The sequence below is a fragment of the Nocardia sp. NPDC050630 genome, from assembly GCF_044457245.1.
Lineage (GTDB): Bacteria > Actinomycetota > Actinomycetes > Mycobacteriales > Mycobacteriaceae > Nocardia.
The window spans coordinates 1-16,662 of the sequence record NZ_JBITGN010000022.1 but is presented as its reverse complement, the minus strand read 5'-3'; the positions used below and the strand labels follow the sequence as shown (position 1 = coordinate 16,662).

Below are 16,662 nucleotides of genomic sequence, written 5' to 3'. Positions count from 1 at the left end.
CCCCGGGCGATCGCCACCCGGCGCAGCGTCCCGATCGTTACCTTTGGTCAGTCGGTCGCGCTGCAGCCCTCAGCATTCATGCGACAGCAATGGGGCTTCTGCGGTGCTCATGGTGCGCTGGCTGTTTCCGCGTCGCCAGCCGCGAGCGCGCCCTGCACGGTCAATGCGTCTACCCAGCCCGACACCACCGCCGCCATCTCGCGATAACGCTCCAGGTGTAGGTAGTGCGACGAGCCTTCCCATCCCAACGCGCGCGAGGCGGGATGGTTGAACAGTGGCGTCTCCCACTCGGCGCGCCCCGGCAAGGCTGAAATCGACAGTACCGGGCAGGCGCGGCGCCGGAGGTACGCCTCGGCCTCGGGCGACGCGAGGTACATCCGTTCGGGGCCCCTCGCGAGGCCGTCATAGGCGGCCCAGAACGAGACAGGGTCCATACTCTCGACGCGTCGAGCCAGCCAGGTCATCAGGAATGGCTGCATCACCGGTGAGGTGAAGAAGAAGTCCGGGAGCTTGGCTTTCTTGTTGAGCCACTGGGCGCGTTCAGCCTCCCAGAGATCGACCACGAACGATGGCAGCGCGTACGCCGCGTCGACTTCGATGACAGCCTGTACGCGCTCCGGATGCTCGACGGCGAGGTGGGCGGCGATCGCCCCGCCCAGCGAGTGCCCCATCGGCACGAAACGCTCACAGCCGATACGCTCGGCGATCGCGAGGGCGTCGTATGCGAAGTCAGCGAGCGTGGAACCTCCGGACGAGCTCGAGTGGCCGTGCCCACGCAGGTCGAACGTCACGACGCGGTACCGGTCGCGAAGCAGCGGTACCACCCAGTTCCAGTCATTCGAATCGCTTCCGAGCCCATGCACCAGCATCAGGGTGACCGGCCCGGATCCCTCATCGGTGAAGAAGATTCTCGCGTCGGCGTGTTCCAGGTACGGCATGAGTGAACTCCATTGTCTCGGGAAAGTGTGGGTAACGGATCGTCAGGCAAAGTGGGCGAGCTATGCGATCGGTCACTCTCTGCGGTACGCGAGTCGGCCTGCCACCACCGTGGCGGCAGGGGTGAGCTCGAACAGCTCGGCGTCCGGGCAGGTCAATGGATCTGCGGAGTAGATCGCCAGGTCGGCCGGAGAACCGGGCGCGAGCGTTCCGGTCGCGGGAGCACCGACCAGCCGAGCTCCGGCGACGGTGTAGAGGCGCACCGCTTCCGCTCGGCCGATGGCGTGTTCCGGGCCGAGCAATCCAGCCGGAGTCTCCCGGGTCGTCATGCCGTGGATCGCACGCATGGGGTTGAGCGGACCGATGGGGTGGTCGGTGCCAGCGCTGACACAGACGCCGGAATCGACGAGCTTGCGCCAGGGAAACAGCGCCGCGGTCCGTTCGGTACCCCACGCGCGGATCAGGGCTTGGCCGAGCCCGTCCAGCAACGCCTGTTGGGCAGTGATGTGCACGCCCAGCGCAACGGCGTCGCCGATACGGTCGGCGATGAGGCCACCGTGTTCGATCACGAGCTTCCCCGCGGGAATGGGGCCGATCTGTTCGGAGACCTCGCGGATCGCGTCGAGGAGCAGGGCGATGCCTCGGTCTCCCATCACGTGGATGCCGACCGGCCAGCCTCGTTGTACGCAGGTCGCCAGCGCGTGGGTGAGATCATCCCGACTCCATTTGAGCTCGCCGTAGTAGTCGGGCCGGTCGGCGTAGGGCTGCTCCAGTGCGGCCGCCTCCACACCGCCGTCGAGCACGAACTTCAAGCCCCACATGCGCAGAAGCCCGTCGCCGACGCCCGGCTTGATCCCCTCCTCCTCGAGGAAGTCCAGGTAGGCGTCGATCGATCCTGCGGCCTCGATGGCCTCCCGTGGGGAGAAGATCATGGCGTGGCTACGGACGGACAACTGCCCGACGGCCTGCGCCTTGACATAGGTGCGCCATTCCGACGGTGTTATCGCTGGGTCGCGCACGGTACCGAGGCCATGGGCGGCGTACCGCGCCGCCGTCTGGGCCAGGCCTGCCGCCAGTTCTACTTCGGGAAGCGGGGGCAATAGCTTCTGCACGCGTACGAGCGCTCCGCCCTGCACCCACCCGGTCGGATGGCCGGCCGGGTCGCACACGATGAAGCCGCCGGGCACGTCCGGGGTGTCTCGGTCGATGCCCGCCGCGCGCAGGCCGGCCGTGTTGAGCACTCCGTTGTGACCGCCTCGCAGAACGAGCACCGGGTGGTCGGTGGTGGCGCCGTCGAGCTCGGCGGCAGTGGGCAGCCGACGCTCGGCCAGCTGCAGTTCATGCCAAGCCGCCCCGGAGACGACCCATTGCCCGGACGGAGTGCGCTCGGCTCGCTCGCGGACGCGACCGACGAGCTGCGAAATGTCGCGGGCTTCGGATACCGGAACCCCGAGAACGTCAGAGGCCGTAATCATCAGATGGTTGTGTGTATCGACGAACGCCGGAAGCACAACCAACCCCGGCTCGTCGAGGACGACGGTCTTCGGACCGCGCCAGGTGGCAAGCAGGTCGTGTACACCGTCGGGCCCCGCCGCGGCGACGATCATGCCGTCGCGCACGGCGAGGGCGGTCACCGGCGCGGAAGCCGGGTCCATGGTGTGCACCGTACTTGCCTGCACCAGCAGGTCCGCCGTCGGTTTCTTGACCATATTTCCGGTCTCCTTCTACTGCCGCCTTCGGAATGGGTGGATCACGTCGTCAGGGTCTGCAGGGCGCTGGGTATGGCAGCCGCGGGTCAGGTCCACCTGTCGGCTGACGCGCTGCCGGAACGCTACGGCGTCGCCGGGGGCTGGACTGCCCACTTCGCGCGGACGCTGGCCGAAACGCGCGGCAGCCGACACACTGCCCACGACCCCGCCCAGGGTTCCAATCGACGTCACAGCGCGGAGGAACCGATCGGAGTCTCGGCGATGCGCGAATCGCGATCGGCCGGCAGACCCGCGCTTGCGGATATCCTCAGCCAACTGCGAAATCTGGGCCGCCGTCAATACCGCGTTCTGCGAGACGGTTCACAAAGGGAACCGAGTACAGAAATTCCGACAATGTGGTGTTGAACGCGTCGGGCCTCTCCATGCTCGGGGTGTGACCGGCTTCGGCGATGACCGTCAGCTGGGACTGGGAAAGGTTCTCGGCCAGTTCGGTGCCGAGCACGCCACGGTCGAACACGTCTTCCGCGCCGATCACGACCAGTGCCGGGACACTCACGCGGCGGGCGTTGCCGGGCGAGTCGTCGCCGCTAACTGTTCAACCACGGCGTATCGTATCGTGCACATATGACGGCGGAGCTCGAAACAGCACCTGGTGGCGGCGGTCGCGATGCGCGCCTTGCGCAGCAGATCATCACGATCTTCGGCCTGTGCGCGCGGGAGGAAGGCAACTGGCTGTCGGTCGCGTCAGTAGTCGCACTGATGGCGGATCTCGGAGCTGACGGACAGGCCGTGCGGTCCTCCATCTCCCGGCTGAAACGGCGCGGGGTGCTGCTCAGCGAGCGCCATGCCGGAGCGGCGGGTTACAGTCTCGCTCCTGCCACCCTGGAGGTACTGGCCGAGGGGGATGTGCGGATCTTTCACCGTTCCCGGGCCACCGAGGACGACGGCTGGGTAGTGGTCGTGTTCTCGGTCCCGGAATCCGAGCGGGACAAGCGGCACGCGCTGCGATCGAGTCTCACCCGCCTCGGTTTCGGCACCGCCGCTCCGGGAGTGTGGGTGGCACCGGGAAATCTGGATCGTGAGACACGCTCGACGCTCGAGCGGCGCGAGCTGTCCACCTACGTGGACATATTCACCGGACGCCATGTCGGCTTCGGCGACCTGCGCACGAAGATCCGAACCTGGTGGGACCTCGACGAACTCACTACGCTGTACGCAGAATTCCTGAAGAGCTACCGACCGGCGCTGTACCAGGCGACGCACGCGGAGGTCACCCCGCTGGAAGCATTCCAGACCTACGCTCCCATGCTCACGCAGTGGCGGCGACTCCCCTACCGCGATCCAGGAATCCCACTCTCACTACTGCCTCCGGCCTGGAACGGCGAGGCGGCCGGCGCACTGTTCGATCAATTGAACGGATTGTTGAATCCATTGGCTCAGAAGCACGCTCTGGCGGTGATCCACGGCAGGCGACAGCAACAGAGTTAGCAGTCGCTTTCGGACGGGCATTACGCTTCCGATACGACCGGAGTCGCGTGAGTAACGGCCAAACTACCGAGGTCCATGACAAACCAGACATCTCGACATGGAACACATCGGTGCCGCAACTACGTGACGATCGCCACTTCGACGATATGCGCTGCGTGCAGTTCCTGGATGCCGTTGGAATTCAACCGGCGCCCACTGACCCGCCGCACTGCCTCAGCCGCCGTCGAATGCGGACATCGCCTCTAGGCCCTGCTCAACCGCACCACAGCCATGCGACACCGCGGCGCCGAATGGGAAACGAACTGAACTGCTGACTGGCTAGTCGCGTCTATCTGCATACGAAAGCTCGGCACGAATCCGGGTGCCGCGTACTTCAGATCGCCGAAGCTTATCCGCGTCGTGGCGCATCCGCACGCTACCCGACTGATGTGCTGCGGAGTTGCACTTTAAGGTCGAGCGCGACTACTTCCGTTGCAACGTAAAGTAATTCGTCATTTGCGGAGCCCAGGTCAGCCTGTGGCTGGACAGAACACACCTTCGGCTACGCCACCGCCCGCACCTACGCAGGCCACCACACCCGAAAAACCCACGGCACCACCGCCACCTACGTCAAGCCAACCTCCACGAAATCGCCGCAGCACTCACAGCACTCACCCAGGAACCCCACCCCCTACTCACCTACGAACCGCACCCCATGACCCTCTAATCACCACGGTGCCGGTCGCCAACAATGCGCGACCGGCACCACAATGGAGAACATTCCGATCAATGATTCCGCCCGTGCCACAACCCATTTGAAGCAGCCAACAGACCGAACCCGAGCCAATCGACAGAATGTCACAACGGTCCCCCACTCAGCTACTTCCACCACAGTACCGAAAAACGTTACAATTCAACACAATACGGGCATCACAACATTGTCGGCGACGCTATGCTATGCTCCAGCGAACCGAAATAGCCTCCACTTGAACACCAATCAGCGTCATTGATGATGCAGATCTGTGATCAAGTCCCCTCTCGCGCATTACTCGAGCACGTATTTGCATCAAATTTGATGCAAATACGTGTTCGATCACCTCCTCGCGCACCTTCCCCGCTGGCTCGGGCAGTCAGACGTGGCCCAAATGCGACAGCGAAGCCGCTCGCAGCACACAGTTCCGTCACCGGTGACACCTCCGCGTGCGCGAGTAGAAGTTCGCTCGCCCCTCTTACACACGGCAGCGGCACAACTGAGACGGACATGTGCACGAGCGATCCCTCGCACACCCGCTGACGCACGGTCGTTGCACAGTTGAGGCACCCGGAATGTTTGCTGCAGAGCATCGAGGACCCCATGCCTCCTAACCTCATCGACGATCGATGACGTGTCGGTGCCGCCGTGTCCCCACCGAGGCGCAGATAGTCGGGATCTGATCGGGAAGGCACTGCCCGCCAACGGCAAATTCATCACCGCCGACTGATCCCAGACTCCGATATATCGGCCGCCCGACCGAGGCTGGATGCGCCTGACTCCGAATGCATCGGTACCAGGCCCCCTGTCGTCCTGTGCGTGATGCCGTGTTCGACGGCGATGACCGACTTGCTCGCCGAAGCCATGGTCAGCATCACAGAGCCGACCGAGAAGGCTCGTGGCTGCCGGAGCCACTGCTCACCACTGCGGGATGTGGCCGCGGACGTCGTACTCTCCGAAAGCGTGTCGATGGCGCTGATGCTCGTTTACAGCAGGTACGGGTGACTGCTGTCGACTGTGGTGAGCTGGCCGCCGGCTGTGGTGAATGCGTTCAGGGCTTTCACGAGTCCATGCCGTTGCGCCGCCGGCATCTTCTCTACGACACCTTCGATTTCGCTGCGGCGGCGCGCGGTGACCTCATCGACAACATCGCGTCCACGCGGGGTCAGATCGATGATCAATTCGCGGCGGGTCTGCGGATTCGGTTGGCGGGTGATCAGTTCCGCGGCCAGCAGCCGTTCCACCATGCGGGTCGCCGTTGAGGGCTGCACGTCGAGTTGATGGGCCAGGGTCGCGAGCTTCACGGGCCCCTGGGTTGCGAGGATCACCAGGGTGCGGAACTGCGCCAAAGTGATCGTGTCGTCGACATGTGCGATCGACCGCGCCGAGATGGCCACCAGTAGTCGCGAAGCGGTGAGCAGGGCATCGGTGACCTCGTCGACCGAGTCCTGGGTGATAGAGCGGGCTGGCGTCGCCATCGTCCTCCTGTGTCAGAGTGGGCGAACAGATTTTACCGCCTGGCAATGATTGTCTATAGCAACCTTTGCATACTGCCAGGATGGATCGCGCGGACGAGCGCAGGCGAGCACGGCGCTCGATCCCGCCGCCGCAACGCGTGTCGGCGCTCCGATGGCTGCGGGAAAGTTCCTGGGCGGCAGCGCTTATGGCAGTGCCGATCGGCGCGATAAGCGGGTTCGGTGGGGTCGCATTCCGCTATTTGGTGGCGGGCTTCACTTGGGTGTTCACCGGACGGGCGGACTATCCGGGGTTGGACCGCGTGGCGGGTACGCCGTGGCCGGATGTGTGGTTTCTACTGCTGGCTCCGGTGGTGGCCGGAGCCGTGTACGGGCCCATTCTGCATCGCTTCGCAGCCGACGCTCACGGTCATGGAGTGCCCGAGGTGATACACGCGGTCGCCGAGCACGACGGCCGCATTGCGCCGCGGGCAACGTTGGTGCGAGCGTTCGCGTCGGCGGTGTGCATCGGCGGCGGTGGATCGGTGGGTCTGATCGGGCCGGTCGCGCAGATCGGGTCGGCGACCGGATCGGCTGTGGCGCAGACCTTTCGGCTCGACGCGTCGCGGATGCGGCTGTTGGTCGCCTGTGGGGCCGCTGGGGGTGTCGCGGCCGCGGTCAACGCTCCCTTGGCCGGGGCGTTCCTGGCGTTGGAGTTGATTCTGCGCAGTTACACCGTTGAATCGGTTGTCGCGGTCGCGTTGTCGAGTGCGGCGGCCAGTGTCATCGGGCGGGTGATGCGCAGCGATGAGCCGTTGCTGTCGCTGCCACAGTTCGCTGTTCACGATCCGGTCGAATACGTCCTGTATCCGACGCTCGGCATTACCGCCGGAGTCGTCGGCGTGTGCTTTTCGAAAGTGCTGTTTCTGGTGCGACGCCTGTGCGATCGGGTGTGGCGAGGACCGGAGTGGGCACGTCCCGCGGTGGGCGGGCTGGCGTTGGGGGCAATGCTGCTGGCACTGCCACAGCTGTATGGGGTGGGCTATCCAGCGCTCGAGGCCGCGATCAGCGGCCGCTACGCCATCGGTCTGGTGCTGGTGTTGCTGGTGGCAAAGATGCTTGCGACCAGCCTAACCCTCGGCATCGGCGGTTCCGGTGGCGTGTTCGCACCGACGCTGTTCATCGGCACGATGGCCGGGGTCGCCTTTGGGGATATCGCCCATCATCTATTGCCCGACACCACCACATCCGCAGGCGCTTACGGCCTGATCGGCATGGGCGCCGCGCTCAGCGCCGCCACCCGCGCCCCGATCACAGCGGTGACCATCGTGTTCGAGCTCACCGGCGAATACCCGAGGATCCTGCCACTGCTGGCCGCGGTCACGATGGCCACTCTCACGGCACGACTGTTGTCGAAGGACACGATCTGCACGCGGACTGTGTCGCGAGACGACACCGATGTCGAACGCGCGCATTGAAAGGCCGATCACCCGAAATTGCCTATAGCAATTGTTGCATAGTGCTACTATTGTTGATTGGGTAACCGCCCAAGGCGATTGCCCAATACGGGCTCCGATGGGAGGAAATCCGTGGTTACGGCGGCTGAGCAGGGACAGGAAACGCGCGCCAAGCTGATGGCGGCGGCTGTTGAGCTGATCGCCGAGCAGGGATGGGGTGCGGTGACCACTCGGATGGTCGCCGAACGCGCGGGTGTGCGACCCGGGTTGGTGCACTACCACTTCCCGTCGGTGACCGACCTGCTGGTCGATGCGTCGTTGCAGTTGGCACGCACGGAATACGACGCCTTGATGGCCGGGGTGCTCGCGGCATCCGGACCTGCCGCGATGACGCAGATGCTCATCGCGATCGGTTCCTACACCGGGACAGACACGGCAACGGTGGCGATGAGCGAGATGATGCTGGCCGCCACCCGCCATGAACGGCTGCGAATCGAGTTGGGGCGCTTCGTCGCCGAAGCGCGCGCCGCGATGACCGCATGGCTGCGCGAGCAGGGATCGACCGTGGACCCGGAGGCCACCGCGGCGGTGGTACTGGCACTTGTCGACGGCCTGATCCTGCACCGCCTCATAGACCCCACCTTGCGCGCGGTGAACGTGACCGGCCCGCTGCTCCGGGCGGCGGGATTGACCGAAATCCCAGATAGCGAAGGAATTTCCGGTGACCGAACAGAGGAATGCGAGCGCTGCGACGACTGACCGACCGCGCGGCGGATTCCGCCTGCACGCAGTGTGCAAGACCTACGGCCAGGGTGAGGCCGCCATGCACGCCCTCACCGATATCGACCTCGACGTCGCACCGGGCGAACTGGTGGCGATACTCGGCGCCAACGGTTCGGGCAAGACCACGCTGCTCAATATCATCGGCGGCATCGAATCAGCCGGCAGCGGATCGGTAATCGTTGCGGGCCAAGATATTTCGGGAAAGCACCCGGCGGCTCTCGGGGCGTTCCGGCGCGATCACGTCGGCTTCGTGTTCCAGTTCTTCAATCTGATCGCGAGTCTGACCGCGCGGGAGAATGTCGAGGTCATCGTCGAGCTGACCGGCTGCGGCGAGCGCCGCCATGTTCCGGATCTGCTGGCGGCGGTCGGGCTGAGCGACCGCGCGGATCACTTCCCGGCCCAGATGTCGGGCGGTCAGCAGCAGCGGGTGTCGATCGCGCGTGCGCTGGCGACCGACCCGGACCTGGTACTGGCCGATGAACCCACCGGTGCGCTGGATGTCGCCACCGGACGCGGTGTACTCGGGTTGCTGCAGCGCACCAGCCGCGCGGGCCGCGGTGTGGTGATGGTGACCCACAACGAGGTTGCCGCCGAGATCGCCGACCGCGTGGTCCGTATGCGCGACGGCCGCATCGTCTCTGCCGACACCAACGCCGCCCCCGTCGACGCCGCGACCATCAGGTGGTGATCGGTGTGCTCCTGGCATCGAATCGCGTGCTGTCCAAGAAGATGCTGCGCGACCTGCGCCGCCGCACTGCACAGGTCGCCGCGATCGCCGCCACGGTGCTGCTCGGTGTGCTGCTGTTCATCGCCAGTTACGACTCGTTCCGAAACCTCGAAACTTCGTACCGCACACCTATAGTCGGCTGCACTTGGCCGACTTCACCGCCACCGGGGGTGATCCGGCGACCATCGCCGCGGCCGTGCAGGCTGTCGGCGGCGTGGAAAGGGTCACGGTGCGCACCCAGGCCGATGTCCCGTTCTCGATCGGCGACACCAAACTCCTCGGGCGCGTTGTCGGGCTACCTGACGTGGCCGCACCGAGTGTGAACGACATCGACCTCACCGCCGGAACATTCCCCGACTCCGCCCATCCCGACCATGTGGTGGTCGAGCACCACGGCGCCGATACCTTCGCGCTGAAGGTGGGCAGCCGACTGCAGATCTTCGACGGCACCGCCTGGCATCTGGTGACCGTCTCCGGGATCGCTCGATCGGCCGAATACCTGTGGCCGGCCCGCGATCGCCAGGACGTGCTCGGCGACCCGCACGCTTTCGCGGTCGTCTACGCGCCGCAAGCCGAAGCGTTGCGCCTGGCCGGACAGCCGCGACCGAATCAGACGCTGGTCGAAATGACCAGCACGGCAACGGCATCCGAGCGCGACACCGTGGCATCGACGCTGCGATTGGCGGGCGCACTGGATGTCGCGCCCCAGGCCGATCAGCCTTCCGACGCCACACTGCACGAAGACCTCAACGGATTCTCCGAACTCGCCGTCGGATTCCCGGCCCTGTTCCTGGCGGCCGCGGCGATCGCGGAGTACGTGCTGATTACGAGGCTGGTCCAGGCCGAACGCCCGATCATCGGCACACTGCTCGCGATGGGCGCCCGCCGCCGGACGGTGATCGGCCACTACGTCAGCTACGGCGTCGGCATCGCGGCCCTCGGCGCCGCACTGGGTGTCCTCGGCGGGTTCGTCGCCACCTCCGCGGTCACCGCGGCGTATACCTCCGCGATCGGCATTCCCGACACCGTCGTCGCCCACCGAATCCCCACTGCGCTCACCGGATTCGCACTCGGCCTGCTCACCGGACTCATCGCGGGACTGGCCCCGGCGATCGCCGCTGCCCGCACTGCACCGGCCGAAGCGATGCGTGGCGACGGTATCCGCGCACCTCGCATGGGTCCGCTCACCCGGTTGTACGCGCGCTGGTATCGGATGCCGGTGGTGGCGCGGATGGCGTTGCGTTCACTGTCACGAAGCCGTCGCCGAACGCTGGCCACTATGACCGGGACCGTTCTCGCGCTGATCCTGATCCTGGCCTCGGTCGGCATGCTCACCAGTATGCGCAGCATGCTCGACATCCAGTTCCATCAGATCGAACGCGAGGACGCCACCGTACTGACCGACGCAGGCACCAGCGACCTTGCCGCCGACCTTCGAAAGACGCCTGGGGTCGCTGCCGTCGAGCCGACTACGGTCACCCCGATCACCGTCACCGCCCACGGTAAGTCGTACACGACCACGTTGAACGGCCTGGCGCCCGACACGACCATGCACGGCTTCCGCACCCCCGGCGGCGGCACCAGGACCCTGCCCACCGACGGAATACTCACCGGCGCACCACTTTCCGACAAGCTCGGCATCGGTGTCGGCGACATCGTCACCGTGACACCCGCCCTCGGCAGCCCACACCAGGTACCGGTCGCGGGCTTTCTCGACGAACCCCTCGGCACCTTCCTCTATGCCGACCGCGACACCGCTCACGAGATCGGCGGAGTCGGCCTAGGCGGCTACCTGGTGCGCTTCGACCGCGGCGCCGACCGGGACGCGCTGCGCGCGTCGATCACCTCGCTGCCCGGTGTCCTCGCCTACACCGACACGCACGCCCTGGAAAACCAGGCCGACCAATTCCTCGGACTGTTCTGGGTTTTCATCGTGGTGATGCTGATACTCGGCGCGGTGCTGGCGTTCACCGTGATTATGTGACCATGACGGTCAACCTCGCCGAACGGACCACCGAACTGGCCACACTGCGGGCCGCGGGCGTGCCGGTGCGTCGGCTCACCGCCGCACTCGCCACCGAAAACCTCACCGCCACCCTGCTCGCGGTTCCCGTCGGACTGGCCGCGGGAGTCCTTGCCGCATCAGCGTTCCTGCGCTCGTTCAACAGCGACATGTTCAGTCCGCACCTATCCCTCGGCGTCGGACCACCGCTACTCGCGATCGCCGCGGTCCTAGCTGCCGCCGCACTGTCCCAACTACCCGCCGCCCGACTCGTCGAACGGATTGACCTCGCCCGCATCGTGCGGGAACGAGCCCAGTAAGCCCGGCTGCTGAAACCTACTGGAGGAGAACGAAAATGGCCTCACCGAACCTCGCCACCCAGCTCGGTGCCCGAGCCCTGCAGACCCGATGGCTGGTGCGAGCGCCTATCTGGCTCTACCGAGCCGGGCTCGGATTCCTGTTCGGCACACGGATGCTCATGCTGCAACACATCGGGCGCACATCCGGCGAACGCCGATTCGTCGTACTCGAGGTCGTCGACCGGCCCGCGCCCGACGAGTTCGTCATCGTCTCCGGATTCGGCACGAAAGCCCAGTGGTACCGCAATATCCAGGCACATCCACAAGTCCGGATCTCCACCGGCATCCGACGCAACCTCGCCGCGACCGCGACTCCGATGACCAACGACGAATCGTCCACCGCGCTCGAACATTACATCCACCACCACCCCGGCGCCTGGGACAAGCTGCGCGAGACCATCGAACACGCAACCGGCAGACCGGTCGACACGCTGCCGATGGTACGGCTGAACGTATCGAGGGCCGCGTCCTGATCACGATCGGGCACGGACCTCGCGGCGAGTGGTCATACCTTCCATCATGAGGTCGTCGACATGGCAGCGGAATTTCCCGGATACCGGGTTATCGGGGCGCATGTCCGCGGTGATCATGCCGGCGGCAGTAGCACGGCGACGTCGGTGCGATGGCCCCGGATCACGACGGTGCTGCCAGGCCGGTGCGGGGTGTGCGGTCGGTCTCGCTGCGCCGCCGACTGCCCGAGAAATATGCATATAGCAACTGTTGCAGAGTGCCTCTTTCCGGTAGGGTCTGGAGCTCGTGGTGGCTGGCGCGGCAATCGAATCGCGGAAAGACGTGGGTAGATGGGGGGCGATTACCGCATTAGGTGTGGTCACGGGCTATGCGATGGTGCTGCTCGCCAACGCCCGCCACTTCTACACCGACGACACCGAATCCCAGTACGGCCCGATGTGGGTGATGCTCGGCAGGCAGCTGCGCGCGGGCCACTTCCCCGCGCTCGTGCCATGGGAATGGATGTCGGGCAACTACTCGATGGAAGAGGCGGGCCTCTATAACCCGCCGCAACTGCTGGTCGATCTGATCGCGCCCTCGGTCGACAATCTCGCCCTCTACGTCACCGTGGTGAAGCTGATGTTCTCGATCATCGCCGCGCTCGGGGCCTACCGGATCTGCCTGGTCTACAGCGCCCGCCCGCAATGGGCCGCGGTCGCGGGTGTGGCCTTCCCGTTGAGCGGATGGTTCCTGTTCTTCGACGAGGCCAGTTGGGCAACCTCGCTCACCGGTACCGCGTGGATGGTGCACGCCTGGGCGTCGGCGGTCCGCTACGCGCGGGGTCGTAGTGGACCGATTCCGGTCTTTGTCTTCCTGTATCTGGCGATCTCGGTCCAATATGTGTTTCCCGCAGTCGAATCCGCGTTGATGATCGTCGCGGTCGCGGTGGGTGAGGTGATCTACCAGCGGCGGTGGGCACCATCGCTGCGGCTGCTACTCGCCGCCGGATGCGCGGGCTTGGCTGGCCTGGAAACCTACCTGCCCGGAATGCTGTCCTCGCCGGTGACCTGGCGGGGAAACGAACGAATTCTCAACGACCCCTTTCTGACCGTGCCGTGGTCGGAATCGCTGAACGCGAGCCTGCCCAGTACCGTGCCCGCGTTCACCGGCTGGTGGGGATATGTGCAGCCGCTGCCGATGGTCTATATCGCCTGGTTCGTTATTCCGGCGCTGGCGTTCATCGACTGGCGGGCAGCTCGAGCCTCGGCGCGCGAGCTCAGCGGGGTCACTCTCTTCGCGACAGCGGTACTGATGTGGTGCGCCGGGCCGGGCCGCATCGGGCCACTACGGTGGCCGGCACGCGTGCTGCCGATGGTCGCTCTCGCACTACTGGTGCTGGTGTGCGTATTGCTCAGCCGCTACGGCAGCTTCGCGCACTGGCGCAAACGCGGGATCGCCGCGGGTGTGCTGATCGGATTGCTATTCGTGCGTTCGTTTTCCGCGGACCCGCACGATGTGCTGCGGCATCTCGCCGCCGCCGCGGCGGTCGCGGCGCTAGGGGCCGCCGCGGTCTGGCTCGTCCGCACCCGAGGCGTCGCCATCGGATGCGTGCTGACCATCGTGTCCATCATATGCGGCGAACGCGGCGGCGTAGTCGCCGGAGTGAGCGGCGAGTTCACCCGCGAGAACATAGGCACCGACCACGGCCATGCTGGTGCTGCCGCCGACCGCTGGGCCTGGGCAGTGCGCGGCGTCGCCGACTAGGCCGACCCGGGCACGGGACCAGGTGTCCAACCGCAGTTGCATGATGGTCGCCGCGCTCTGCTACGGCGGCCGTAGCAGGTCTGGTCGCGCTGCCCGGCCGACGGTTCCAGCACACCCTTCCCGCCCCAGCGGACGAATCCAACTCGACGACCCTGGCCTGAGCCAAGGCGCCCCCAACAGCGTGAACGCTCTCGCGCCCGCAGTGAGAAAGACATCCGAGATTCGGCGACTCCGCCGTCGCCGGAGTCGGCTGACCGTCCTTGCGCTCCCCGGATACCGGGCAAGTCACGGACGGGTGGCCAACAGCAGATCAACCACATAGGTCTCTTCCACCGCCTCGCGAGGGAACATCTTCCGCAGTCGCCTCCGCTCCTCGGAGAGAAAGGCGCGCTTGTCCTCCTCGACAAGCACAAGGAATGCCGAACGACTGGTGATGTTGGAAAGGTGCATGTCGAGCGAGACCACACGACTCCACCGCACCTGGCGGCGCGCGACTCGCAGCCCCGACAAGCCCGCGAGCCGGATGGCGTCGCCGTCGTCAGGACGCGCTCGAGACGTCGGCTTCACTCCGCAGTGATACGCGATCCGCAGGTGCTGCTCATTGATCCAGTGCACGTCGAAGGCGGTGGTGTTCCACCAGATCGCGAGCGCACCGCCCGGAAGCAGGACCCTCAGCGCCTCTGGGACCGAGCGGGTGGTGTCGGTCCACTGCCAGGACTGCGCGTAGGTGACAAGGTCGTGGGAGGCGTCCGCGAGAGGGAGAGCATTGCCGTCACCTCTCACGATCGACACATCCGGCAGCAAGGTATGAAACTGGGCAGCCATGGCGTCGCCCGGCTCAACGCCGATCACATGAGCTCCCCGGCCACGCAGCAGCGCGGTGGCGATTCCGGTGCCCGCGCCGACATCGGCGACGCGGGCACCCGCCAGAGGACGGCTCGTCAACTGTTCGATGAAATCGAAGAGCGCAGGGGGGTACGAAGGCCGGCTGGCCGCGTACTGGTCAGCGGCCGCGTTGAACGAATGCGCGCGTGAGCTGCTAGTCATCCCCACATCATCGCCCCTGCACCGACCGCCGCCGAGTCGATGCCGGAACCGCAGTTCGGGGTTGGTTTACCTGCTGCCGGATGTCCGGCAGACTATGGGCATGTCCGAACATGCCGGTGCACCGTTCAGCTTCGCGGAGGTCAGACCTTATGAGGTCGTCGACTCTCTGACCGAGCTACACGGGCCTGAACACGGTGTGCTCCGACTGCCCGTTGAGCTGGCATGGGGCGGCCGAACCGAGTTCGACTTGGATGACGCCTACGACCGGACCGCGGTGTACAAGATCGTCCTGGAAGAGGGGACCGATCGTCATCTGCGAGAACTGATCAGCGGGCGCCTGCTCGTCGCCATTTGGCCACAGATGCGGCCGGCGCGGCCGGTCCGTGCCCTCTGGGAGAGGAAGTTCCCGCAGCTTCGAGCCGCTGCCTGATGGATCCGCGCCAACACGAACTGGCACGCATCGCACTGCACTCGGTCGGCAACCGCGGATTCGTACTCGGCGGCGGCCACGCAATCGCGCTGCACGGCATGGGATCACGACCATCGGAGGATGTCGATCTGTTCTCCGACCGACGCGGAACACCGGGCGACGTGGCCGATGACGTGACCGCCGCATTCGAACACGCCGGGCTTACGGTCAGCGTCGTTCGCCGAACTCCCGACCTGGTACAGATGACCGTCACGTATCCAGACGGACACGCCTGCAAAGTGGATCTCGGCGTGTTCTGGCGATCCAGATCACCAATGCTGCTCGAAGTCGGACCAGTCCTACATCCCGACGACGCCGTGGCCGGCAAGATGGACGCCCTGTTCAACCGGTGGGCACCCAGAGACTACCTGGACGTCGATGCGGTCCTCGTCAGCGAACGCTACACACGCGAACAGCTCATCGCGGTCGCAATCGAACACAACCCAGGCTTTGATCGGCGTATGTTCGCCGAATCACTGTCCTACCTCCACAAGATGCCCGATCGCGACTTCACACCCTACGAAGTCACGATCGAAAACATCACAGCCATGCGACGCCGCTACGCCGAATGGGAAGACGAACTGACCTGCTGATTGGCTAGTCGCGTCTATCTGCATACGAAAGTTCGGCACGAATCCGGGTGCCCCGGTCTTCAGATCGCCGAACCTTATCCGCGCCGTGGCGCATCCGCACGCTACCCGACCGATGTGCTGCGGAGTCGCCTCTTAGGATCGAGCGGGATTACTTCCGTTGCAGCGTAGAGTAACTCGTCATTTGCGGAGCCCAAGGTCAATCTGCGCCTGGACAAAACACACCTTCAGCTACGCCACTGCCCACGCAGGCGCTGGCTGCCATAGCCGAATCCCGTGGCACCACCCCAACCTACGTGGAAGCCAACCCTTGCGAAATCGCCGCCGCACCCACCGCACTCATCCAAGAACGATTCTGCCCTGCCACACGTGGGTGCCTCGCATACGCTCGACCGGGAAATTAACTTTCCCTGGCTACACAACCTGCCGTTGGTGGTGGGCTGTCTCTTCGGCGTGATCGAATACCTCGCGAAATCGTTCACGCACCCGACGGTGTGGCTGATCGCACCTGGGCCGTGCGGTCGAGTGCCTCAGCCACGGAGGCGAAACCCCTTGACTGACTGGAGCCCTTTGAGCAGGTCCAGCGGTTGTGAGAGTTCTGGTGCACCAGAATGGGTGCAGGAGGACGAGATCACGACATGGCGCGACGACGACACACCCCCGAGCAGATCATCCGCAAGCTGCGCGAGGGCGAGAA

14 protein-coding genes and 2 pseudogenes are annotated in these 16,662 nt (G+C 65.4%); 10 read left to right on the top strand and 6 right to left on the bottom strand.

Annotated features, from left to right (window positions below):
* Window positions 1–107: 107 nt before the first annotated feature.
* The 3 genes from ACIBG0_RS35240 to ACIBG0_RS35230 form a co-directional block, all read right to left on the bottom strand.
* The gene (locus tag ACIBG0_RS35240; RefSeq protein WP_397038701.1) at window positions 108–938 is read right to left on the bottom strand and encodes an alpha/beta fold hydrolase; all 831 of its coding nucleotides are present in this window, start codon (window positions 936–938) and stop codon (window positions 108–110) included.
* A 72-nt stretch (window positions 939–1,010) separates the two neighbouring features.
* Complete coding sequence (locus ACIBG0_RS35235; protein WP_397038699.1) at window positions 1,011–2,645, bottom strand: amidohydrolase; 1,635 nt, start codon at window positions 2,643–2,645, stop codon at window positions 1,011–1,013.
* Window positions 2,646–2,952: 307 nt separating this feature from the next.
* Complete coding sequence (locus ACIBG0_RS35230) at window positions 2,953–3,180, bottom strand: alpha/beta fold hydrolase (RefSeq protein WP_397038697.1); 228 nt, start codon at window positions 3,178–3,180, stop codon at window positions 2,953–2,955.
* An 89-nt stretch (window positions 3,181–3,269) separates the two neighbouring features.
* On the opposite strand from ACIBG0_RS35230, the gene ACIBG0_RS35225 reads away from it, so the two are divergent.
* Complete coding sequence (locus ACIBG0_RS35225) at window positions 3,270–4,133, top strand: PaaX family transcriptional regulator C-terminal domain-containing protein (protein ID WP_397038695.1); 864 nt, start codon at window positions 3,270–3,272, stop codon at window positions 4,131–4,133.
* Between the two features lie 1,716 nt (window positions 4,134–5,849).
* Here the strand turns inward: ACIBG0_RS35225 and ACIBG0_RS35220 are convergent.
* The gene (locus tag ACIBG0_RS35220; RefSeq protein WP_397038693.1) at window positions 5,850–6,341 is read right to left on the bottom strand and encodes a MarR family winged helix-turn-helix transcriptional regulator; all 492 of its coding nucleotides are present in this window, start codon (window positions 6,339–6,341) and stop codon (window positions 5,850–5,852) included.
* An 80-nt stretch (window positions 6,342–6,421) separates the two neighbouring features.
* On the opposite strand from ACIBG0_RS35220, the gene ACIBG0_RS35215 reads away from it, so the two are divergent.
* From ACIBG0_RS35215 to ACIBG0_RS35185, 7 genes and pseudogenes are all read left to right on the top strand, one after another.
* Complete coding sequence (locus tag ACIBG0_RS35215; protein ID WP_397038691.1) at window positions 6,422–7,795, top strand: chloride channel protein; 1,374 nt, start codon at window positions 6,422–6,424, stop codon at window positions 7,793–7,795.
* A 111-nt stretch (window positions 7,796–7,906) separates the two neighbouring features.
* On the top strand, window positions 7,907–8,533 hold the full coding sequence (locus tag ACIBG0_RS35210; RefSeq protein WP_397038689.1) for a TetR/AcrR family transcriptional regulator: 627 nt from the start codon (window positions 7,907–7,909) through the stop codon (window positions 8,531–8,533).
* Window positions 8,496–9,245, top strand: coding sequence for an ABC transporter ATP-binding protein (locus tag ACIBG0_RS35205; protein ID WP_397038688.1), 750 nt, complete (start codon window positions 8,496–8,498; stop codon window positions 9,243–9,245). Before ACIBG0_RS35210 ends, ACIBG0_RS35205 begins: the two co-directional genes overlap by 38 nt.
* Before the next feature lie 184 nt (window positions 9,246–9,429).
* Window positions 9,430–11,268 carry an FtsX-like permease family protein gene (locus tag ACIBG0_RS35200; RefSeq protein ID WP_397038687.1) on the top strand — a complete coding sequence of 613 codons (1,839 nt, stop codon included), beginning with the start codon at window positions 9,430–9,432 and terminating at the stop codon, window positions 11,266–11,268.
* A gap of 2 nt (window positions 11,269–11,270) precedes the next feature.
* Window positions 11,271–11,606, top strand: coding sequence for an ABC transporter permease (locus ACIBG0_RS35195; RefSeq protein WP_397038686.1), 336 nt, complete (start codon window positions 11,271–11,273; stop codon window positions 11,604–11,606).
* A gap of 35 nt (window positions 11,607–11,641) precedes the next feature.
* The gene (locus tag ACIBG0_RS35190; protein ID WP_397038684.1) at window positions 11,642–12,118 is read left to right on the top strand and encodes a nitroreductase family deazaflavin-dependent oxidoreductase; all 477 of its coding nucleotides are present in this window, start codon (window positions 11,642–11,644) and stop codon (window positions 12,116–12,118) included.
* A gap of 370 nt (window positions 12,119–12,488) precedes the next feature.
* A pseudogene (locus ACIBG0_RS35185) lies at window positions 12,489–13,724 on the top strand (hypothetical protein); the annotation flags it as partial.
* Here the strand turns inward: ACIBG0_RS35185 and ACIBG0_RS35180 are convergent.
* Both ACIBG0_RS35180 and ACIBG0_RS35175 read right to left on the bottom strand, forming a co-directional pair.
* Window positions 13,722–13,907 (bottom strand): annotated as a pseudogene (locus tag ACIBG0_RS35180) (FAD-dependent oxidoreductase); the annotation flags it as partial. The pseudogenes ACIBG0_RS35185 and ACIBG0_RS35180 sit on opposite strands and share 3 nt — an antisense overlap.
* A gap of 237 nt (window positions 13,908–14,144) precedes the next feature.
* Entirely contained in the window at window positions 14,145–14,906 is a 762-nt protein-coding gene (locus ACIBG0_RS35175) for a class I SAM-dependent methyltransferase (RefSeq protein ID WP_397038682.1), read from the bottom strand.
* A gap of 100 nt (window positions 14,907–15,006) precedes the next feature.
* Here ACIBG0_RS35175 and ACIBG0_RS35170 point away from each other — a divergent pair, with 100 nt between their 5' ends.
* Together ACIBG0_RS35170 and ACIBG0_RS35165 are read left to right on the top strand one after the other, a co-directional pair.
* Complete coding sequence (locus ACIBG0_RS35170; protein WP_329408028.1) at window positions 15,007–15,336, top strand: hypothetical protein; 330 nt, start codon at window positions 15,007–15,009, stop codon at window positions 15,334–15,336.
* On the top strand, window positions 15,336–15,968 hold the full coding sequence (locus ACIBG0_RS35165) for a nucleotidyl transferase AbiEii/AbiGii toxin family protein (protein ID WP_397038680.1): 633 nt from the start codon (window positions 15,336–15,338) through the stop codon (window positions 15,966–15,968). The genes ACIBG0_RS35170 and ACIBG0_RS35165 overlap by 1 nt, the downstream gene beginning before the upstream one ends.
* Window positions 15,969–16,662 lie beyond the last annotated feature (694 nt).